Annotated in this window: 16 protein-coding genes and 2 pseudogenes; 11 read left to right on the forward strand and 7 right to left on the reverse strand. The window is 59.8% G+C overall.

From position 1 onward, the window contains the following. Positions 1-11: 11 nt before the first annotated feature. From pdxR to NKH04_RS12995, 4 genes and pseudogenes are all read left to right on the forward strand, one after another. Complete coding sequence (gene pdxR, locus NKH04_RS12980; protein ID WP_502913390.1) at positions 12-1,508, forward strand: MocR-like pyridoxine biosynthesis transcription factor PdxR; 1,497 nt, start codon at positions 12-14, stop codon at positions 1,506-1,508. A gap of 158 nt (positions 1,509-1,666) precedes the next feature. Beyond that, a pseudogene (locus NKH04_RS12985) lies at positions 1,667-1,744 on the forward strand (MOSC domain-containing protein); the annotation flags it as partial. A 325-nt stretch (positions 1,745-2,069) separates the two neighbouring features. Next, positions 2,070-2,348 (forward strand): phenylalanine--tRNA ligase beta subunit-related protein, encoded by a 279-nt coding sequence (locus tag NKH04_RS12990; RefSeq protein ID WP_352842160.1) that lies wholly within the window; start codon positions 2,070-2,072, stop codon positions 2,346-2,348. A gap of 755 nt (positions 2,349-3,103) precedes the next feature. Continuing rightward, a complete protein-coding gene (locus NKH04_RS12995; RefSeq protein ID WP_023679674.1) occupies positions 3,104-3,433 on the forward strand; it encodes a helix-turn-helix domain-containing protein in 330 nt (109 codons plus the stop codon). A gap of 276 nt (positions 3,434-3,709) precedes the next feature. Here NKH04_RS12995 and NKH04_RS13000 read toward each other — a convergent pair whose 3' ends face one another. Beyond that, positions 3,710-4,765 (reverse strand): cytochrome-c peroxidase, encoded by a 1,056-nt coding sequence (locus NKH04_RS13000; RefSeq protein WP_353044390.1) that lies wholly within the window; start codon positions 4,763-4,765, stop codon positions 3,710-3,712. Between the two features lie 795 nt (positions 4,766-5,560). Then, a complete protein-coding gene (locus tag NKH04_RS13005; protein WP_353044391.1) occupies positions 5,561-5,878 on the reverse strand; it encodes a DUF982 domain-containing protein in 318 nt (105 codons plus the stop codon). Between the two features lie 563 nt (positions 5,879-6,441). Between NKH04_RS13005 and NKH04_RS13010 the strand changes: the two genes are divergently transcribed. Continuing rightward, a complete protein-coding gene (locus NKH04_RS13010; protein WP_352452644.1) occupies positions 6,442-6,912 on the forward strand; it encodes a Ros/MucR family transcriptional regulator in 471 nt (156 codons plus the stop codon). A 227-nt stretch (positions 6,913-7,139) separates the two neighbouring features. On the opposite strand, the gene NKH04_RS13015 is transcribed toward NKH04_RS13010, so the two are convergent. Continuing rightward, a complete protein-coding gene (locus NKH04_RS13015; RefSeq protein WP_023679670.1) occupies positions 7,140-7,352 on the reverse strand; it encodes a cold-shock protein in 213 nt (70 codons plus the stop codon). 346 nt (positions 7,353-7,698) lie between these two features. Between NKH04_RS13015 and NKH04_RS13020 the strand changes: the two genes are divergently transcribed. The 3 genes from NKH04_RS13020 (at position 7,699) to NKH04_RS13030 (ending at position 12,291) form a co-directional block, all read left to right on the forward strand. Next, positions 7,699-7,953 (forward strand): hypothetical protein, encoded by a 255-nt coding sequence (locus NKH04_RS13020; RefSeq protein WP_352452611.1) that lies wholly within the window; start codon positions 7,699-7,701, stop codon positions 7,951-7,953. Between the two features lie 956 nt (positions 7,954-8,909). Next, the gene (locus NKH04_RS13025) at positions 8,910-10,331 is read left to right on the forward strand and encodes a M16 family metallopeptidase (RefSeq protein WP_353044392.1); all 1,422 of its coding nucleotides are present in this window, start codon (positions 8,910-8,912) and stop codon (positions 10,329-10,331) included. Positions 10,332-10,833: 502 nt separating this feature from the next. Then, the gene (locus NKH04_RS13030) at positions 10,834-12,291 is read left to right on the forward strand and encodes an NAD-dependent succinate-semialdehyde dehydrogenase (protein ID WP_502901945.1); all 1,458 of its coding nucleotides are present in this window, start codon (positions 10,834-10,836) and stop codon (positions 12,289-12,291) included. Between the two features lie 702 nt (positions 12,292-12,993). Here NKH04_RS13030 and NKH04_RS13035 read toward each other — a convergent pair. From NKH04_RS13035 to NKH04_RS13050, 4 genes are all read right to left on the reverse strand, one after another. Further along, on the reverse strand, positions 12,994-13,134 hold the full coding sequence (locus tag NKH04_RS13035; RefSeq protein ID WP_353044393.1) for a hypothetical protein: 141 nt from the start codon (positions 13,132-13,134) through the stop codon (positions 12,994-12,996). After that, complete coding sequence (locus NKH04_RS13040; RefSeq protein WP_353044394.1) at positions 13,115-15,118, reverse strand: class I tRNA ligase family protein; 2,004 nt, start codon at positions 15,116-15,118, stop codon at positions 13,115-13,117. The genes NKH04_RS13035 and NKH04_RS13040 overlap by 20 nt, the downstream gene beginning before the upstream one ends. A 333-nt stretch (positions 15,119-15,451) precedes the next feature. Further along, positions 15,452-16,231: a phytanoyl-CoA dioxygenase family protein gene (locus tag NKH04_RS13045; RefSeq protein WP_023721444.1), complete on the reverse strand. Its 780-nt coding sequence runs from the start codon at positions 16,229-16,231 to the stop codon at positions 15,452-15,454. 506 nt (positions 16,232-16,737) lie between these two features. Further along, a complete protein-coding gene (locus tag NKH04_RS13050; RefSeq protein ID WP_353044395.1) occupies positions 16,738-18,108 on the reverse strand; it encodes a lysine N(6)-hydroxylase/L-ornithine N(5)-oxygenase family protein in 1,371 nt (456 codons plus the stop codon). Positions 18,109-19,020: 912 nt separating this feature from the next. Here NKH04_RS13050 and tnpA point away from each other — a divergent pair. From tnpA to tnpC, 3 genes and pseudogenes are all read left to right on the forward strand, one after another. Continuing rightward, positions 19,021-19,488 (forward strand): IS66-like element accessory protein TnpA, encoded by a 468-nt coding sequence (gene tnpA / locus NKH04_RS13055; protein ID WP_156948185.1) that lies wholly within the window; start codon positions 19,021-19,023, stop codon positions 19,486-19,488. Further along, positions 19,469-19,822 carry an IS66 family insertion sequence element accessory protein TnpB gene (gene tnpB, locus NKH04_RS13060; RefSeq protein WP_023721448.1) on the forward strand — a complete coding sequence of 118 codons (354 nt, stop codon included), beginning with the start codon at positions 19,469-19,471 and terminating at the stop codon, positions 19,820-19,822. The genes tnpA and tnpB overlap by 20 nt, the downstream gene beginning before the upstream one ends. A 54-nt stretch (positions 19,823-19,876) precedes the next feature. Further along, positions 19,877-21,052 (forward strand): annotated as a pseudogene (tnpC, locus tag NKH04_RS13065) (IS66 family transposase); the annotation flags it as partial.

Below are 21,052 nucleotides of genomic sequence, written 5' to 3' on the forward strand. Positions count from 1 at the left end.
CGATGAATGAAATGGTCCAGTCTTCAAGTGCCGGTTCTGCAGGTCGCTCGCACGCGATGGGTGCACGCCAGATCTACGAGGCTCTTCGCGAGCAAATCCTTGGCCGCGTCTACGAAACCGGCAGTCAGCTGCCGTCCTCCCGAGGCCTCGCAAATGACCTTGGGGTTTCGCGAACGACGGTGACGGTCGCCTATGAGCAACTGGCCGCGGAGGGTTTCATCGACGTCCGTCAAGGCGCACGACCCCGCGTTGCATCTTCGTTGGTCGGTCCTGGGACAAGCCGCACGCCTGCGAAACGGGTCGGCCCGGTTCTTCTGTCCGCCTATGGGGGCCGACTGCGCGTCACGCCGCCCTGGCCGGATTATCTGCCGACTGGGCTGAAGGTCGATTTCCGCTATGGCGACCTGGCGCCGTCAGACTTCCCCGCATTGGTCTGGAAACGTGCGATGAACGAGGCGATGGGGCAGCGCCCGTTGCGTCTTGCCTATGACGATCCGCGCGGCTCGCGCCGGCTGCGCCAGGCGCTCCAGGGCTATCTCTGGCGCGCCCGAACCCTGAGCTGCGACCTCGAGCAGATCATCATCGTCAACGGTTCGCAGCAGGGCCTCGACCTGTGCGCGCGCCTGCTTCTCGATCCCGCCGACCGCTTTGTCATCGAGGACCCGTGCTACAGGATGGCGCGTCAGGTCTTTGCCAGTACGGGTGCCTCGCCCATCCCGGTCACCGTCGACGAGGACGGGATGAAGACGGAGTTGCTGGCGGGGATCGGGGCGCGACTGGCCTATGTCACGCCATCGCATCAGTTTCCGCTGGGCGGCGTCATGCCGATCGCGCGCCGCCACCAGCTTCTGGAATGGGCGAGGCACAACAACGCCTATGTGATCGAGGACGACTACGACAGCGAATATCGCTACGACATCAATCCGGTCCCTCCGCTGCACAGTCTCGAGGACCACGGGGCTGTCATCTACCTCGGCACGATCTCCAAAACGCTCTCGCCGATGCTGCGTATCGGCTACCTCGTCGTCCCGCCGGAATTGCAGGAGGTCTTCGCAACCGCCAAACAATTCGCGGACCGACATTCGCCGGTGGCTGAACAGGAGGCTCTGGCCTCTTTGATCGAGAGTGGCGGCTACGAAAGCCATGTGCGGCGTGTGCGCAGGCTGAACGGCGAACGTCGGGAGACGTTGTTGGGCGCCTTGCGGCACAGCTTCGGTGATCGCATCGCTGTCCAGGGAGCAGAGGCCGGTCTGCACGTCGCCGTTTGGTTCAACGACTTGCCACGATCGCGGGAAACGGCCTTGGTCGAATCCGCCCGAGGCGCGGGCCTGGGGCTACACCTGATCTCGCCCCTTTACGAGCGGCAGTCGGACGAAGGCCACATCGATCGCATGGGGCTTGTCATGGGCTATGCCGCCTTGAGCATTCGGCAGATCGAGAAGGGCGTTGAGGTCCTGCGAGCGGTTGTCAGGCAGGTACAAGACGCGTTGCCGGGACACGGTGGCTAAAACGGCGGGGACGTGGCGTGCTGGCGAGGAAACCGACCCTTGGGCTGAACCGCGTTTCGTTGCAAAGCCAACTGGACTGGGAAAACGCCATACCATGCTATTGATCAGGCCAGTTTGGCGGCAGATTTTCGTGCGAGACGAATTTCCGAAAGCGATGCATGACCCGGCAAGGAAAGCTGCTTCACATCCATATCGCGCCCGCTGCCTTCTATGAAATGGAGGATCTGGAGGAGGCGTAGCTTGTTGCCGGACGTGGGCTCGAGCACCCGCAAGACATAATCGACGATCTCTATCAGGCCTTGTCCACCGCCGAATGATGGAATTATCCAGCGCATGGTGCGGCATGCACCATGGCGACGCCAGAAGATCTGGACGCTCGACAAGCACCTTTCTTGAAACATTTCCCGAACCACCCGCAGCGCAAAGCCTCCCCATGAGAAAAGAGCATCCCATGTCTTTCACGTCATTGATTGCCCCGAGATCAAGGCCCGCTACCGGGATTTTCATCTGATCAGCATCGTGGTGCGGAACGCTGGAATCGACGTGCCGGATGCACAGGCGTTGAACGACACGATTGCGGCGGCGGAACAGGCGGCGCTTCGCGATGACGCCCAAAGGGACGCGCGTCTTGCGGCGTGGGCCGTTGCCTACGAGGCTTTCGGCACAAAGGCCAATCGAACGCCGTGCTCGGCCGCCGCGCTTCTCAAGCGGGTGCGGAAAGATGGCTCTCTCCCGCGGATTTCCCCACTGGTTGATGCCTACAATGCCGTCAGCGTGTTGTATGGCGTTCCGATTGGCGGGGAAGATCTCGATCTCTACCAGGGGTCCCGAGACTTTTAATTGCGAAGGGAGCGGAGCCATTCGACACGATCGAGCAAGGTGAAATGGTAACCGAGCATCCCGAACCGGGCGAAGTCATCTGGTGCGATGATTCCGGTGTCACGTGCCGCCGCTGGAACTGGCGGCAGGGGCGGCGCACCATGGGTCACGGTCGATACCCGCGCCATGTGGCTCGTGCTGGAAGCCCTCGGCCCAATGTCAGCTATACAGATGACGGGCACCGGAGAGCATTTGATGGGACTTATCCAAGCGTTGTGCCCGGGTGCGCGAATCGAAACCGCGTGGATCGACGAGTCCACTACATCTCGTGTCCCTTAGGGCATGGCCCACCTTTCGGAGAAACACCCCACTCAGCCCTGTCCGGATCGGCGCTCCTTGCTCGCTCCGCTGGCCTACACAGTTGATTGCGAACGACCCAGAACGGCTCTCGAAAACGAGCGTCGAACGAAATCAGATCACTGCTTGTTCTCCCTTAGCGTTGTTTGGCGTACTTTTATCGCGATGCCTCCAGTGGGGATGGTCCAAATTGCGCAAGCTCGGTCGAGTGATCGCGGAGAAGCTTAATGTCGACTAAATCGGAATTCATGGAGCGGTACGGACAACGGGTGCGAACCCGGGACGTCGCCCCGGTGTCGTCATGCTCTCCCGTCCGACTGAGCCTCAGTTTTCTTCACGGCGCGAATACTCCTGAGGCCGCCCGGATTCTCGTTAAGAGACAGCTGCCGCTCAGGACGGCCCACGCGATACTCACGGAGATGGTCGATCACGGCAAGGCGTTCGTGACGGTTCCTTGCGTCGACGACCTATTGGCACTGAAGAATGAACTATCGTCCGCAGGCGTGATCGCGAAGGTTCATGCGCCGCGGCCGATAAGTGTTCGCGAAGTCCGGGATCGCACGAAGCTCTCTCAGGAGGCATTCTCCGTGAGGTATGGCCTCGATCTGGCAACGCTTCGAAACTGGGAGCAAGGTCGCTCGAAACCGGATGCAGCGGCGAATACTCTCCTTTGGACCATCGCCCGGAATCCGGAAGCAGTCGAAGAATCGCTGGACATGGAGGACGGAGTGGCTGCCCCTTCGCCCTAGGGGGCCGATCACTTCGGCGCGCGGCAATTCGGCCGCCAGCGCGATGGCCGGCCGCCGCGCGGTATCGACAGCGCGCGAGCCTCATGCGTCAGACGCCTTCCTTGGCATGTCGCACGCCAGATCCCAAACATGTTTCCATCGCAACGAGCTGGTGACGGAAGCAGTGTCTGCACTTTGGAAACGAGCCATTTGCGTTCTCATGGACGTCGCGACTCGTCTCGTCCAGTAAAAGTCGCAATCATTGTCAATTGCGATGTTCCGCAGTCAGCTGGCCGTTTATTTTCCTAAGATCTGCGTTATAGGCCGGGGTGTTGTCGCCGTTTCGGCGGGTAAGATGGGATAGGCGAACTCGGGTGCCTTTCCGGTCAGCGAGTTGAGGAAGGCAACAAGCAGGTCGACTTCTTCGTCCGCCAGTACCACGCCAAGCTGGGTGGTTCCCATGATGGCAACGGCCTGTTTCAGATCCCAAACCTTGCCCGAATGAAAGTATGGCGCGGTGAGTGTAACGTTGCGCAGCGGCGCCACGCGGAAAACATAGGAATCGTCGGCTGCATTGGTGACCGCAAATCGGCCCTTGTCTTTTTCCGGCAGGACCTCGGCGCTGGGCTGTTCCACGAGGCCGAATGGGTAATAGGCTTCCCCACCAACGTTGATGCCGGCATGACAGGACGAGCAGCCTTTGTCCATGAAAAGCGCCAGGCCCTGTTTCTGTTCGGAAGTCATGGCAAGCTCATCACCATTCAGGAAGCTGTCGAAGGGGGCCGGCGTGACCAGTGTCGCCTCGAAGGCTTCGATTGCCTTGGCGAAGTTGTCGAAGGTGACCCGATCGGCTTCAGCGGGAAAAGCTGCATCGAACCACTCGACATATTGCGGCATCGACTTGAGCGTGGCGATGACTTGACCCGGTGTATTGGCCATTTCGATGCCGGCTTGGACCGGTCCCTTCCCCTGAGCCTTCAGGTCTGCGGCACGACCATCCCAGAACTGGGCGATGTTGAAGACAGCGTTCAGTACAGTCGGCGCGTTGCGCTGTCCCTTCTGCCAACCATGGCCGATCGAGGTTTCGTGATTGTCGTCGCCGCCGGTGGCCAGGTTGTGGCACGAGTTGCACGACAAGACGCCTGACGCAGAAACGCGTGGATCGAAGAACAGTGCCTTGCCGAGAGCGATCTTTTCCGGGGTGATCGGGTTGTTGGCGACTGCCGGCGTGGTGGATGGCAAAGCCCTGAAGGTGGCCAGTGCCGTTTCTCTGAGGTCTGTGGGGATCGAATCCGCAGCAAAAGCGGTGGCTGCCAGCAAAGGGACAGCCATCGTACCGAATAGGATTTTCATAAATGATCTCCCTGCGTCGTCCACGCAGCCACTCTGGGATACGCAGCCCATGAACGCCCTGCGCTAGATCAGCTGCGGGAGAGGACCGGGGTCTGACACCTGTTTTCGCGGCAGAGCTGGGACCCTCTTGGAAGTGATCGCTCTTCTCGATTGGACTTCAGGGAGGAGGAGGAGGAGGATCCCTGCTCGGCAACCTTCGGCGCCGGAGCCGTGCTCCGGTTCTCCGCGCCTTCTACCAAGAAGAAATCGGGTCCGCCGCCGTGTCAGATTTCGGTTGGGGGCCGGTTATCTGTTCCGCTGCAGGTCCTGCTCCATTTCCGGGCCTTCGCCAGATCGACGTTGGCCCAAACGATCCGCGGTCGCGTCTTGTAGCACCCTTTGCGGGACAATCTTATTTTCGACTGTGGAGGGCCGTTTGGGGTGAGCGAAATTAAACGAATTTCAAAGGGCGCCCAAGTAGCTGTTTTGATTAGCTTGTGAGGCCTATAGCCTCCATCGAGCAAATATTGGCAGACGACGGAGCACAATTTTGGCTTCGTTATCATCTTGCTTCAATGGGACAACTGCTTTGCAATAACTACACGGCAATTTACCATCATGAATTTGAGAGAACCAAGTCTCACGCAGTGATTTTCACATCGGAAGCGTTGCAGTACTGTCGCGATAAGCTGATTTAAAATGCAACAAGATGATTAACATCGCCGTATGGCGCAAAATATTGTTTGATCTCTATAGTACGCTCCAGATGCCGGCGAAACCTCGATACAATACCTCGTCGGCGTACCCGCTCCAGCCTCACATACGACTGCGACGCCTATATTGCGCTTTCCACCGCCCGACATGCAGGCAGCGAGCCATGCATCGCGGAGGTTGCATCTTCCAATATGGCCACCTGTTCCCCAAAGCGGAAAAAAGTATAGCGCGCTGCGCTCGCAGGTATTCGTCCGTTGTATGCATCAAAGCACGCCTGAGGGCGGCTTCGTAGATCCGGTCTCTGCGATCTTCTGGCCATTCGTTGAGAAAATCGATAGCATCCGCAGGACTGGCAATCTCTTGCACGATGTGCGTTTGACACTTTACGAAAAGTGGGCTGCTGAAAGTCCCTGAGCTCATTCGTTCCTCCCGACCTGCTGAAACCGCTAGTTTTGCGTGAACAGGCGCCTCCTCTACACCCGCCCACCATTGCGGAATGTGTTGTCACAGCGATAGCGGTTCAATAGCAAAGCAGCGGCGTGATGTCCTCGGTTTGCCAGCGGGTCAATCCCTAACATCCTGCTGCAAGAGCGGCTCACCGGATGATGAATCTACATCGTTTCGACCATTGCGAATCAACGCTTGATAGTTCCTCCACGCGCCACCAGGAAGCGGCCACTGCTCTGCCATCGATTTCACAGCCAAAAAGAGAATGGCGAAACAGGAATAGCCCGCTTCGTTTCGAGATTACTGGTCATTTTGGCGCAAAGCTTACGGCCGAGACGCGCCTGAAAATGCGCAAGCACCGCGGCAGGTCGCCAACAACGGAACGCATCAACGGTCATGACGGCGCGATACTGCGCCATAGATCTCGCTGGACGAGCATCGCAATAATCCTGTCGAGACCTTGGTTGCTTTCAGCGGAGACCGCCACTATGAAGCGACGCTTCGCCGACTGTGTTTCACGCCGCCTGGAGAGTTTCATGACAGAAGAAGCCGAAAAAAACATCAACACCCTCATCGAGCTCACGGCCGATGTCGTCTCAGCCTATGTCTCCAACAATCCGATCCCGGTGGGGGATCTCCCTGCCCTCATCGGCCAAGTGCACGCGGCTCTGAAAGGGACGGCGGAAGGTGTCTCTGCAAAAGAGCCGGTTGCCCTTACGCCTGCAGTCCCGATCAGGAAGTCGGTGACACCGGACTACATCATCTCCCTTGAGGACGGGAAGAAATTCAAATCGCTAAAGCGCCATCTGTCGACCCACTATGGGCTGACGCCGGATGGATATCGGGCCAAATGGGGCCTGTCGGCGGATTATCCCATGGTCGCGCCGAACTACGCCGCGGCGCGCTCGTCGTTGGCCAAGACAATGGGGCTCGGCCGCAAACCGAAAGCGCCGGAAGCGCCGGAGCCGGCGCCGACGAAGCGAACCCGCAAGAAGGTCGCGGCTTGATTTCGGCAATGGAGATTCGTTCTGGAGCGTTGCAGCCATCGGCTTAATCTGCGCGTCATATCGTCATATAAAAAGGCGGGGCCAACCCCGCCTTCCTTTTTTGTTTCATGAGGAATTCGCGACGCCTGCAGCAATCTGCTGCCCTCAGTTCTTGCTCGCTCCTATCGAGCGGCCGTGAGGACCTCCGGACCTACGCGCCCACTCTTGCCAGGACGCAGGAGAAAATTTCAACCAGCTTTGCTGAGGCTGCCAGCGGAGGATTTGCCGGTGCGGCGATCCTGCTCGATCTCATAGTTGATCTTCTGGCCGTCAGCGAGGGTCGAGAGGCCCGCGCGTTCGACAGCGGAAATGTGGACGAAAACATCCGGACCGCCATTGTCGGGCTGGATAAATCCAAACCCCTTGGTGCTGTTGAACCACTTTACCGTTCCAGTAGGCATATACGTGTTCCTCCTTAACAATTGCAACGTCGGGCAGGCCATTAGGCCTGCCTGACTCATAGCCGAGACTTGGGCGCAGCAAAAAGCGAAAAATTGTTAAGCCCCGATCAGCTGGCGCACTCCATTTTGGCCGTAGTCGCCAGCAAGCACTGTCCTACACTACCGCTCGAGCATGGCCGGAAGCGCCCGATCCTTCCAACGCTCCTCAGCGCCACGTCTAGGGCTGGTGCTTGGAGGCACGGGACGTAAGGCCGACCGCTGCTCGTGCCGCCAGGTCAAAGGCCGGGTAGTTCACGGAGCTACCTTCGTGCATAACGGCTCGACAAGCGCTTGAAGGAGTTTCGAATTGGATTGTTTCAAGAGGGTCGAGGGGTTGATCGATGCCACCAGCGTGGAAGCGATCGATAACGCGCGCGTTTTGCTGGACCAGTTCAAGGGCAAGTCAGAAACAATCGCCCAAGCGATCGACGACTTCCTACTTGATTTCATGACCTTGCTGTTTGTGGTAGAAGCTACCCGCGAGCGGTTCCACAATCCGGCGAGGCGGTTGGCGCGTATCAGATTGAGCAGGATCAGGCTGTTACTCACCCGATGCTCTTGACCTAAGGGACCACGCCGCCGGCGATGCGTTTGCAGCCGCAAAGAAGGCAAAATCTGTTCGCCGGCAAACCGAGCACAGCCAGGCGGTATTTACGCAGATGAATTCGATCGCGACCGCCAAATTCTCCTGTTTGGTACCCAGCGACGACGGCAAGCGCGGACAGCTTCCGTGCTGCTGTCCTCCAGCGACAAACGTGCCTGCATGCCCCATCCAGGGCGAGCTCGACGGTTGTTTCTTACGTTTGACCAAGGTCCCGCGCAAACACTCCCCTTTCCCGCAGCAACTCATCAGGCTCAACGGCCTCGCGGCAGGCGCATTACGCCAGAAGCGCGCAACCGCATTGTTTTTTCCCGCCCGAGTCCTACGATCTTCGTTTTCCAGCGCCTCGCGGATATCGCCCAACTCGCCGATTTTTGGATCAGATCCGTCCTAGCGCGCGAGCAGGCTCCGCGCTCGAGTTCGCTACGCTCCTCGCGCCTCTGCCGTTCATCGACCCGGTCTGGCTGTCGAGGACAGGGTTCCGCTGGGGCGACCAACATCTCCATTCTCACCGTCAGTGCAGCGGCCATTCGAAGCGCATCCTATACCCTCCCCGGCAGCGCGCCCAATCGTCTTCCGAACGAAGAAGATATTCTCAGCCGCGCGCGCGTCGCGTTCGGCCCTGTCCGATGTCCGACAATGTCGGATGCGCAACATGGCAGAGCCCGATTTGTCCACTGCCTCGAACGGTTTTCTGATCTGGCACGGTGCATGCTTGGTCATCGGCAAGGCGTCGCGGACCAAGGAGAATCCGTCCCATGATCACCTCACCAAGAAATACCGCCGCAGGTCTCCTGGGTCCATCCAAAGATGAGGCTCGAGTAAGGCCTGGTCCCATGAAGAGCTTATTCATCTGGCTCGGCGCTGCCCGCCGATCCTCCCACGCGGGGAGACGGGGACGCAGCGCCTTCATCAAAATGAAGAACAAATCACTTTGCCTCGAACCTTGCCTTTCGACCAGCCACCACAACCGCAGCCATCGATCGTCCCCCTGGCTGCGCAGGGCGTTCATTGCCACCGCGCTGGCCCTGGTGACGACCGCTCCGGCTCTGGCCGCCACCGACGGCGGCAAGGTGACGGATTTCCTGCTCGACAACGGCATGGAAGTGGTCGTCATCCCCGATCACCGCGCGCCGATCGTCACTCATATGGTCTGGTACAAGATCGGCAGCGCCGACGAGCCACCCGGCAAATCCGGCCTTGCCCATTTCCTCAAGCATCTGATGTTCAAGGCGACGACCAACCACGCCGCCGGCGAGTTCGACCGAGCCGTCTCAGCCATCGGCGGCTACAATAACGCCTTCACCGCCTATGACTACACCACCTTCCTCGAGACGGTGGCGCCCTCGGCGTTGGGTGAGATGATGGGCTTCGAGGCCGATCGCATGTTCAACCTCATCCTCAACGACGATGATATCAAGACCGAGCGCGACGTGATCCTGGAGGAGCGCCGTTGGCACAGAGAGACGAACCCGCATGCTCTGCTGGACGAGGAGGTCAACGCGACGTTACGGCAGAACCAGCCCTACCGCATTCCGGTCATCGGCTGGATGCAGGAGATGGAGAAGCTGAACGGCACCGACGCATTCACCATCTACAACAAATACTACCGACCGAACAACGCCGTGCTGGTGGTGGCCGGCGACGTAGAGCCTGAGACGGTGAAGGCGCTGGCCGAGAAGACCTATGGCAAGGTTGTGCGCGGGCCGGACCTGCCCGCGCGCAACCGTCCGGTCGAGCCGGAGCAGAACACCAAGCGCACAGTGACGCTGACCGATGCGCGCGTTTCGGTGCCGAGCTTTTCCACTCAATGGGTGGTGCCGTCCTATCATACCGCAGAGCCCGGCGAGGCCGAGGCGCTCGACCTGCTGGCCGAGATCCTCGGCGGCGGTAACCGCAGCCGGCTCTATCAGGAGCTTGTCGTCAAGCAAGGCATAGCCTCGGCGGCCGGCGCCTCCTTCCAGGGCACCATGCTAGACGACACCAATTTCACGATCTCCGGCTCGCAGCGCGGCGATGCAAAGCTCGTCGATCTCGAAGCGGCAGCCGTTGCCGAAGTCGCCCGGATCGCCAAGGATGGCGTCACCAGCGACGAGCTGGACAAGGCCAAAGACCGCTATATCGGCTCGGTGATTTTTGCGCACGACGAGCTGGACCACATCGCCAACATTTATGGCAAGACGCTCACCACCGGTGGCAATGTGAAGGACGTGCTCGAGAGGCCGGACCGCGTCCGCAAGGTGACCACCGACGAGGTCAAGGCGGTCGCCGCGCGTTATCTGGTGCTCGAGCATTCGACGACAGGCTATCTTTTGCCGCAGCAACAGGCGGGGAATTGATCATGAGCTCCATCCCCGTGCAAATGCGCCGGCCGGTCTTCCTTCGGCGCGCCTTCGCCACCCTGTTCCTCTCCATCCTCTTTCTCATCTTGCGGGCGCTCGCCGGGTAAACGGGATCTGTTTAAAGCCGCGAGGAGCGGTGTTCGCGGGCCTTGCCAGGCATTTGCCGGTTCCGGCGTCATTATTGGGGTGCGCTCCTCCTCAGGCCAGCCTCTCTTCGAGTGGATAGAGTCGCCGATTCGTGGTCCGCAGATTGTAGGCCGAGGCCACCAGCATCCACTGCGCGGGGCTGGCGAAGCCGATGTCCGTTGTTCAATCGTTCGACTAGTAGAACCGCGAGACATCTTCTAGCGTATTTCTCCCTTTCCAGTTGGGTACCGTGGTCTACCAGCTGTCTGGCCGAGGCCCTATAAGGAACCCGGACGTCGCGGAGTACACACCGCACCTGCTATATATACCTGCTGCGTTGAGGAGGAATCCGGTATTGCCCCTGTGCCGGCCGATGATCCGTCACCTGACATCCCCCGACCTGTTTGGACCCATTGATCGCCTGCCGGCACTTGGCACGCGGATCAGCGAGCGGACATTCGAGGTCCTCAACCCGTCGACTGGCGAAGTGCTGGCAGAACTACCCGACATGGGTGTCGAGGAGACATGCGCTGTGATCGACAAGGCCTATGTCGCGCAGCCTGGATGGGCAGGGTTGACCGCACGTGAGCGCAGCGACGTTCTATGGCGATGGCATCAGTTGATCATCGACCACGCCGACGATCTCGCCGCGATTCTCACCGCGGAGATGGGCAAGCCGCTTGCCGAAGCCAAGTCGGAGATATCGCATGCTGCGGCGTATCTGCAATGGTACGCCGAGGAGGCCAATCGCGTCTATGGCGAGACGATCTCCGCACCATCGATGGACCGCCGAATGCTGGTAATCAAGCAGCCCATCGGAGTTGTTGGCACGATAACGCCATGGAATTTCCCGGCCTCGATGGTGGCGCGCAAAATCTCGCCAGCCTTGGCGGCGGGCTGCACGATCGTCCTCAAGCCCGCTGAACAGACGCCGCTGGTGGCGGGAGCAATGTTCGCCCTCGCCCATCAGGCTGGCTTTCCTGAAGGCGTCGTCAACCTGATCTATGCGTCCGAAGGTGACGCGGTCGGCCGCGAACTTTGTACCAATCCCAAGGTCCGCAAGATCAGCTTCACCGGGTCGACTGAGATCGGGCGCCTTCTCATGCGCCAGTGCTCGGACCAGATCAAAAAAGTCAGCCTTGAGCTCGGCGGCAATGCACCTTTCATCGTCTTCGATGATGCCGATATCGATGCCGCGGTTGACGGTGCGATCCAGGCGAAGTTCCGCAATGCCGGCCAGACCTGCGTTTCGGCGAACCGCCTTTATGTCCAGTCGGGCGTTCACGACGAGTTCGTCGAGAAATTCGTGCAACGGGCTCGCCAACTTCAAGTTGGTGACGGTTTCGCTCCCGGAGTGGACATCGGACCGCTCATCGACAAGCACGCTTTGGCCAAGATCGAATCCCATATTGCCGATGCCGTCGCCAAAGGCGGCGCAATTCGATGCGGGGGCAAACGCATCGGCACGAATGGCACGTTTTTCCAACCGACAGTCCTGACCGGTGTCTCCAGCGAGATGACCGTCGCGCAAGAAGAGACATTCGGGCCGCTGGCACCGATTATTCGCTTCAAAGATGCGGATCAGGTCGTGCGTGAGGCCAACGACACGATCTACGGCCTCGCGGCCTACTTTTATGCCTCCAACCTGAAGCGTGTCTGGCGTGTGGCCGAGGCCTTGGAATATGGAATGGTCGGGGTAAATACCGGCCGGATGTCTTCAGAAGCGGCGCCGTTCGGTGGGATAAAACAGTCCGGCATCGGGCGGGAGGGATCCCGCCATGGCCTCGAGGACTACCTTGAAATGAAATATCTCTGCATGGGCGGCATCTGAATTTTCGGCTTGCAGGGTTCACAGACCGGTAACCTAGCGAGCGATCTCCAAACATGTGTATTGTAGGATCGCTCCTCGATTGGGAACTGAGGGGCGGCTCCGTCCCGAGCAAACACGCAATCCTGAAGGAGCACCCTGGCTGGACTTATCTCTCGACGAGACAAGCGTCTGCATTGTCGGCGAAGACGGCGTGCATGTGACGGAGGATACGCTTGCGAAGGATTTGGCGGCCCTCGCCGACTATCTTCAGGCGACGGGCTGTCATTGCGCGGGTCTGGTTGGAAGCTTGTGCACCATCGCGATCGCGAACGCTGGTTGTGCGCAATATCCGGTTTGTGGGGCAGAATTTTGAACCTGCTACCTTCCGATCGTCAGTAGCTCAGTTGTTCTTCGGCCGACTGCCGCGCCAGTACAGGCTCGGACAGAATCGAAGATACCATCAGGCAGGCATTCGCATTCGACATTTCCGGTGATCGGCGCACGATCCAGGGCGCGCCCGGTTGACCAAGCGCCTCGAACCGCATGACAGTCTTGACCGGCTGGAGGACGGAAATCCCGCGATGCCGAAGAGGTTGGTCAGCGCAGTCGAGCCCACACGGCATTTGCGGCACGAAACAGCAAGGGCTGGGAAGCGATCGGCGGTCCTCGAAGGCGCGAGCCAGGGTGTCGACATGCGTTGGTTCAGGTCCGCCAATCTGGTCTCTACCGTCTGATAGCGGCTTCGGTCGCCAGTGACAGCGAGTAAAGATATTTGGCATCATCGGCTTTGATTGCCGCGCAGATCTGGTCGAGATTGGGATAGCTCACTGGTGCACCTTTGGGCTCATAGTGCTTCCTCCTCATGGAGATGAGGATTGCCGGATTTGGCGTAGAACACCAACACCGGTCCGAGATCAAAGCGCGTCCCGGGCGCAAGGCGCTGGACGGACCGGGGCCATGTTTCGGTTGAGACGCCATCGATGCCTCGCGCCAGCGTTCTGGCGAATCGGGGCAGCAGCGGAGCGAGTGTCGGTGCCAGGATCGCAGCGGCCGTCGTCTGAAGGGCTAGCGAAGTCCGATTGCGGGCGGGATAGAAACGTCGCGCCGCCGCATAGTCTTGCGCCCGACGGTAGATCACGCAATCGCGCACGAAATCGCAGACCTGAGCGGCCGCGCGCCGGACCGAGAAGCCTTCGTCCGAATAGGCGCGCTCCATCGCCGCGCGATAGATCTCTATCCGAGCAAAGAAGGCGCGGTCGACCGGGCTCCAGTCGCCTGCATCGGGTACACGGCCGCCAAAATCCTGCTTGATTTCCTGGTTCAACGCATCAAGCCAGTTCAGCCAAATCCCTTGGAACACCTCGTTCTCGGTGCGGCGCAGCGCGTCCAGCGTGAAATCCGTCCGCTCACCTTCCGGGCGTGTCAGGCCCAAATGGAGGCGCACGACGTCGACTGTCTTTGGGCTCAGAACCTCCTTGCCCCAGACCGCATGGCGGCAGCTGGTTGAGAACTTCTTGCCGTCGAGCAGGTAGAACTCGTTGACGTGATAGCGGATGCGTGGCGTCCAGTGGGAGAAGACCTCGGCGTAAAGAGCGGGGTAGAGTAGCGCGTGGTAGAACGAATTGTCGAAGCCGAAGAAATGGACAATCTGCCAGTCGTTGCCGGGCATCTCCGCCTTCCAGTCGCGACCCAGCAAGCGGCCGAGCGCCTGGATGTTGTAAAGAAAACCGAAGGCCATTTCCGGCCAGACCCAGATCACTTGCCCCGGGAACCCTTCGGCCGGCAGGCCCCAGTCCGAGGGGTGGGTAATGGGCACTGAAAAGTTGCCGCGTCGGCGTAGGCGCGCGAAGAGATCCAAGATCCGTAGCGGGACGCCCGACGCCCTTAGATGCCGGTCGATATTGTCGTAGCATCGGTCCAAGGCAAGCTCCGGGCGGCGGACGGAGCCGACCAGCGGCGCCTCGGCAGACTGCCGTGACCGGGCTGCACCCAAGTCGTGGCAAAGGTTTGGGGCGCCGCATTCCTCGCAGATGTTGCCACCGGCGGAGCCGCCGCAATCGGGGCAGAGGCCGCTAACATCCGGTTCGTAAAGATAGTGGCTTGTCACAGCATCGAAAAGCGCAGGGCTCTGGCGCAGATCTACCGCCGTGCTGCTCAGAAGACTGCGGAAACACGCGGCTTGAAACTCGCCGTAACCGTCATTGTCCATTGTGGGTTGGAAGCTGTGGACGTCACAATCGAGAAGCGCAAGCGTGGCGCAAATCTCGTCGGCGTAGTAGCGCGCCACGTTTGCAGGCGTCGATTGATCGGCATCGGCGCGTATCGTGACGTAGCTCTGGTAATCGTCGCTTCCTGTCAGGTGGTAGGCCTCGACCCCTTTCATGCGCAGGAAACGCGTGTAGACATCAGCGCCAAAATAAGGGCCAGAAAGATGCCCCAGATGCAGATCGCCATTAGGCGTCGGTGGCGTGGAGAAGACGAAGATCGGCCCGCGTGGAGCCGTGGTCTTTGCAGCGGCATCAAGGGCGGCCTCGCCGTCTCGCCAGTAGACATCGACGAAATCTAGGTCTTCGTTTCCGTCGTTGCGCAGCACATGCGCTTCAAAAGGGTGGAACAGAACGACATCGCCCGCCTCGACCGGGATTTCCCCAAGGTCGGTCCTGACCTTGCCCGATCCTGACAGGATCACGAAGGCCTCGATTTCGTCGTGCCGATGGGGCTCGGATGTAACGCCCGGTGCCACCCTACCGAACGAAAACCCCGTGCCGGCGCTTCCCGTTCCAAGCGTGGCCATGTCGATACCGAACGCGCGCGACAGCCCGGTTCGAGAAAACTTGTGTTTGCGCATGACGAACCTAAGCTGTTGAAGCAGTGGTATCTTCGGCTGCCAACGCAACAGCCTCTTGTGCAAGTTGCGCAGAGAAGCGGCAGCCCAACCCGTTGCCGGCCTCGGCCAGAATAATCCGGCTCTGGGCCCCAGGCGGCGACGACGGGTGCGCCAGTCGGGCTGTAGGCGTTATAGAAGACCGCCCTGCGACCACCTCCACAATCCACGTGCCGAAGCGTCGTAACGGGCTGCGGTCGATGCTCCGCCAGCCCGCAAATCAGAACGCCATACTCTCCGCGCATTTTTGAGCGGTCGATCAGTTTCGTGTGCATGCCTCCGCCTGGCTGCGTGAGCTCAATCGCGATAGAAAATGCCATTTGGGGGCTTGAGTTTGTCGAGATCGGCCACTTTGCCCTCGGGCGGGTTAAGGGCGCGCTTAAGCACGTTATATTCAGCGCGGGTCGGTCCACCGGTTGAAGCACGCTGGAACACCAAGTAGAGTGTCCGCCGCGAACGATTGCTTTTGTTCGGTCGTGAGTAGTGCGGTGCGTAATCGTCGAAGATGAAGATGTCGCCAGCCTTCCATACTACGGGTTCCCAGGAGAACATTTCGGCGACTTGAGGATCGATCACCCCACCGGCATCCATGGGAAACACCCCCTTCTTGTGGTTGCCGGGGCTGAAGAAAAGCCCGCCGTTTTCCGGGTCGGAGTCGTCGATGCCTATGGCAACCACCGCATGGACCATCCGGTCGGGGAGTTTGTGTGGAATGTGATAAATGTCCTGATGCGGGAGATAGCCGCCGCTGTCGGGGTAGTGGAAAATCAGCAACTCCTTGAGCCTGCGCGACTCTTCGCCAAGCAAATCCTGGACCGCTGACTTTATGCGCTGATCTTCTAAGAGCAAACGACGCAATGGATCATGGAAATCGAGAAAATTCTCGATCTTGGAGATGATCTTTCGATTGTCCGTCGTCTTCTCGAACCACATGAGCCATTTATCATCGCTGACATCCCATCGTGACATATCTTCGACAAAAGTAGAGATATCTTCCTGATCCGCTGGAGAGAAGAACCTTTCGAGCCTGACGTATCCGTCTTTCTGCCACTTTTCTCTTTGTGCATCAGTCAACATGTGAAAAGCCTCCTGTTGGAAAGACTGGTTGGTCGGACATCCCAATTAGGGCAGTCGGGCGCTGGTCAAGTTGCGGGTCCACGGAGACGGACTCACATCATGTGGGACGGCGATGCTAAGTGCGTTCCGCTCCGGCGGATATTGTCCGCAGAAGCTCGGCGCGAGACTGCCTATGTCAGGCTCAGCCGGGTCCAGGGGTTCCGTAAACTGGGCCGGATCAATCGCTTCACCCGGTCCAGCCACGACACGCATCGCTAAAGGCCGGCACCATCCGCTGACCGCCGACCCAGCCATGGCCGCCAAGACCACGGCGCTCTTTCGAGTGAGCGACCTGGTACGGTCTTGACAACCGGAGGGGAAATGCACGCCCCCAGAATAATGCGATGCGCCGCTTGGTCCAAGGGCTTGTTCGGTCACGATGATTTCGGAGAAGCCTCCGGCCTTCGCCGCAGCGGAGGCGGATATCATTCCTAGGATGCCACCGCCGATGATCAAAAGTCTACGAGTCATATCCCGCTGCCCATTTCTTCGGCTGCGGGGGCGGGCCAGCTCTCGATCGAGGTATGGCTGATGAAGCCAGGATGCTCGGGGTTCCCGCATGGCGCGCGCCCAAGAAGGCTATCGAGGATGCGGCGCGCGCGCCAGGCCAGCAGGCTTAGGTTCGGATCGGCCAGGCCGCGCTGCCCGAGGCTCGCGTTTTGTACGAAGATGCGTCTGTCACGCGGTCCGTCCCAGCTCACCGAAAAATCCTCGCGAATAGCTAATTCATTGTCGATCTGCTCCAGCCGGTGCGCGATGGGTTCCAAGAAGTCTGGCACCGCGTTCTCGTAACCGGTGGCCAGGATGACGATGTCAGCCGTGACTTCTTCGACCTCGTCCATGCCGTGCTGCAGGGTCAGCCTGTGACCCGGTCCGGCGTTGATGCAGTGCGAGACGGTGCAGCCCGGCCGCAGTGTGATGTCGCATCGGTTTGGCTCGACAAATGCGTGGCGGTACAGCGCCTGATAGATCGCGCGCAACGTGCTTTCCGAAATGCCGTCCGAGGCAAGCACGAAACGCCGCAGGAGCAGCTTACGCTGCGACTCGCTCATCGCCGCGAAACGATCCGAAAAGCAGGGCATGAACAACTCGTTTGTGAACGGGCTGTCGTCGAGAGGCAGGTAGTTCTCACGCTGCGAGACCCAAGTGATCGAGGCAGGCCGCCGTTCTTTCGGCAGGCCGACAAGGTGCAACATCACCTCGGCTCCCGACTGGCCTCCGCCAACCACGCAGACATGCTTTCTCCGCACCTCAGGATGGACGTGCAATAAAACAGATGAGTGGAACAGGTTGTGTCCAGTCCAGCCCTGAAACTGAGGCGGAATTTGCGCCTGCTTGCCAATGCCGACCACGACGTTTCTGGCGCCGAGAACCGCCTTATCCGTCCGCACCCGAAACTCGCCGTTAAAGCGGATTTCGTGCACGGTCTCGCCGCGACGCACAAGTGGGTTCCTGTGGAAGGCCCAGTTCAGGTATTGCTCGAACTCAACTCTGAGCACGGCTTCGAACTGTGCGTTCAGGAAGTGATACAGACGCCCGTTCTCGTGCAGGAAGTTTACGAAAGTGTAGGCTGATCGCGGATTCACCAGCGTGACCAGATCCTTGAAGTGGCTGACCTGGAGCTCCGAGGAATCGAACGCGATGCCGGGATGCCAACGGAAGTCGACTTGCCGATCCAGGAACAGCGCCCCTCGCCCAATTTGCTCGTGTATCTGACACGCAAGACTCAAATTAGACGGCCCAGCACCGACTCCAACGCAAGATAACTCCACTTGCTTTGCTCCTATAAATTTTTCCGACTCGGCGGCTTGTTCGCGGCGAATATCGGCCATAGCCATTGGGCCCCCTCGCGGGCGTTTTCGAGCCCCGGTGCCGACCGGATTTGCGAGAATTGTCCTGCGCGTTCGGGTTGTCGAATGTAGACCCGAGCATTCCAGCGCGGTGACAATCGACGGGTCATGCCGCCGACGTGGGTTGGGGGTATCAACGGTATATCCTTTCCGCCCGTCTGGATGCCCGCGTCGCCGCACGCGAGGAGCTTTCCAGGCCCATTAAGGTGTTTGAAGCCGGCGCAGTCGCCCGCCTCAACCATGACGCGCCGGCCTTTCGGCGCTTGATGGCAGGCGAGAGCGCGGTTTTCATTGCGGCGACGGCATTTTCGGTGCGCATGATCATGGAGGAGGTCTCGCTGATGCGTTCGCAGGACCCCATGCATGGGCCGTGCCAGAGAAGGAAAACTTTATTTAACAACGGCTTGGCGGATTTGCGACCCTGTCGGAAATCCGACATTGAGGGGGACGCGTACCGGCGGCGCCCGATTTGCACGTCGATGTCCCCTTTCCGAATAGCTAATCGGGCACCTTCTGCACCAGAATACTTCTCTTATGGAGACCAGCACGACGTCTTCATGAACGGACAGTGCAGAACCTTCTGTCTCTGCCGGACAGATCGCGATATGCCTTGTCCATCGAGGTCGGCAGTTGCAAGAGCTGCCAGATCCTTCGCCCTGTCGTGCCGTTGCACTGGCTGGATCCCGACATCCTTGGAGGCCGCGATCATGAAGAGTGACGCAATCTCATGTCCGCGGCGAGGCCTCTCTAAATGGAGAAGCAATTCTCTATGTCGGTGTCGGATCGATGCTCTTGATGAGATGGTTGCGGATGGGCGGTAAGCGCGAATTTCCCCGCACCTTTTGCTGTTGAGTGCTCTGATGCATGCAGGTGTCCACCAAAATAGGTGGACACCAAGTGATGGAAGAAGATGAGCAGAAACTGCGGGTAAGGCTTGTCGGTCGGGACGGGCGACGCCGATACGACCCCGCATCGAAGGACCGTCTTGTCTCGGCCTGCCTTGAGCCTGGCGTGTCGGTATCGAGGCTCGCGCTCGAACATGGGGTCAATGCGAACCTTCTTCGGAAGTGGATAAAGAGGCGCGCGGAGACCCTCCCGCCGCCCTCACCATCAGCGTTCATCCCGGTTCAGATTGAAAGCACTTCCGATCGGGCCTTGCTGCGACAGAGCAGCATGGCTGCGGTGGATTTGCCGGGGACTTGCGATGGGGTGCGTAGGTCGGCATCGAAAAGGACAGCGCATTTTTCCTCTCCAGCCAAGGTGAGCGCGTCGCTGCCGAACGGCGTGAAGTTGACGCTGGAATGCGGTGATGTGGATGCATTGACGGCAACCATCGGAGCGCTGGGTCATGTTCAGACTGGGCGCTGACCTGAAAGTCTACCTGCACCGCGAGCCGATCGACTTCCGGGCCGGCATCAACAGCCTTGCGGTTCTGGTGCAGGAGACGATGGCGCTCGATCCGTTTGCTCCGGCGGTTTTTGCGTTCTGCAATCGCCGTCGCGACCGGATGAAGCTCCTGTTCTTCGATCGGTCGGGCTTTGTGCTGGTCCTGAAGCGGCTGACCGAGGACAGGTTCCGGTGGCCGCGCCGGGAGGCAGCGGTGGTCACGCTTACGACCGAGCAATTGCACTGGATCCTCGACGGCATCGATATCGATGCGATGGTCCGCCATCCGGTGCGGCAATATCAGGTTGCCGGTTGAGGGCTCTCGAATTGAGCGGTTGACGCGGCGGTATGCTTTCGATTCAAGAATCTGATGAATCGACCCGGCGAACCGACTGTTGAAAGAGTTGATGGCGCGCATTGCTGCGCTGCAGGCGCAGAACCGTCAACTCGCCGAACGCGTCGTCAAACTCGAGGAAGAGCTGGCGCTTGCGCGGCTGCATCGTTTTGCGCCGAAGAGCGAAAAGCACATTGACCGCCTCTTCAATGAAGCCGAACAGGCCGCGGAGGAGGACGCCGCCGACAGCGAAGATGGCGATGTCGTTGTCCTGCCGGACACGGGCTTGCCGGCGAGCGAAGGGGCGACGGGAAAGAAGCGCGGCCGCAAGGCCTTGCCGGAAAACCTGCCGCGCGAGCGCGTCGAGTATGACCTTCCCGACGACCAGAAGGCTTGTCCCTGCTGCCGTCACCAGATGCATCGCATGGGCGAGGCCGTTACCGAGCAACTTCATATCGAGGTGAAGGCGAAGGTCCTGCAGAATGTGCGGTTCAAGTATGCTTGCCGCCATTGCGACCGTACCGGCATCAACACGCCGGTCGTGACCGCGCCGATGCCCGCGCAACCCTTGCCGGGCAGCATCGCCACGGCCTCGACGCTGGCCTTCGTGCTCGTTCACAAATACGTCGACGGCACACCGCTCTACCGCCTGGCGCAGGCCTTCGAGCGCGCGGGCGTTCCTGTCAGCCGTGGCGCTCTGGGTCACTGGGTGATCGGCTCGAGCGAAAAGCATCTCGCCCGCATCTATGACGTGCTGAAGCTGCGGCTCAGATCGCAGCCCCTCATCCATGGCGACGAGACCACGGTCCAGGTGCTGAAGGAAATGGACAGAGAGGCCACCAGCACCTCGTACATGTGGGCATACCGGAGCGGCCACGACAGTGACGAGCCGATCGTGCTGCTCGATTATCAGCCGGGTCGCGGCCAGATACACCCGCAGACCTTCTTGGGCGATTACCGCGGCATCGTGATGAGTGACGGTTATTCCGCCTGGCGCACGCTGGAAGGGGCAACGCATCTTGGCTGCATGGCCCATTCCAGGCGGCGCTTCGTCGATGCCCTAAAGGCGAGGAAGAAAGGCGGCGGCCCGCCGGAACAGGCGCTCCGGTTCTTTGAACAGCTCTATTGGGTTGAAAGGCAGGCGCGGAACGAAATCCCCGATGACGGCGAAACGCGAGATGACTGCATTCGCCGCTTCCGCCAGCAACATAG

Source organism: Mesorhizobium sp. M1365 (genome assembly GCF_040317865.1).
GTDB lineage: Bacteria > Pseudomonadota > Alphaproteobacteria > Rhizobiales > Rhizobiaceae > Mesorhizobium.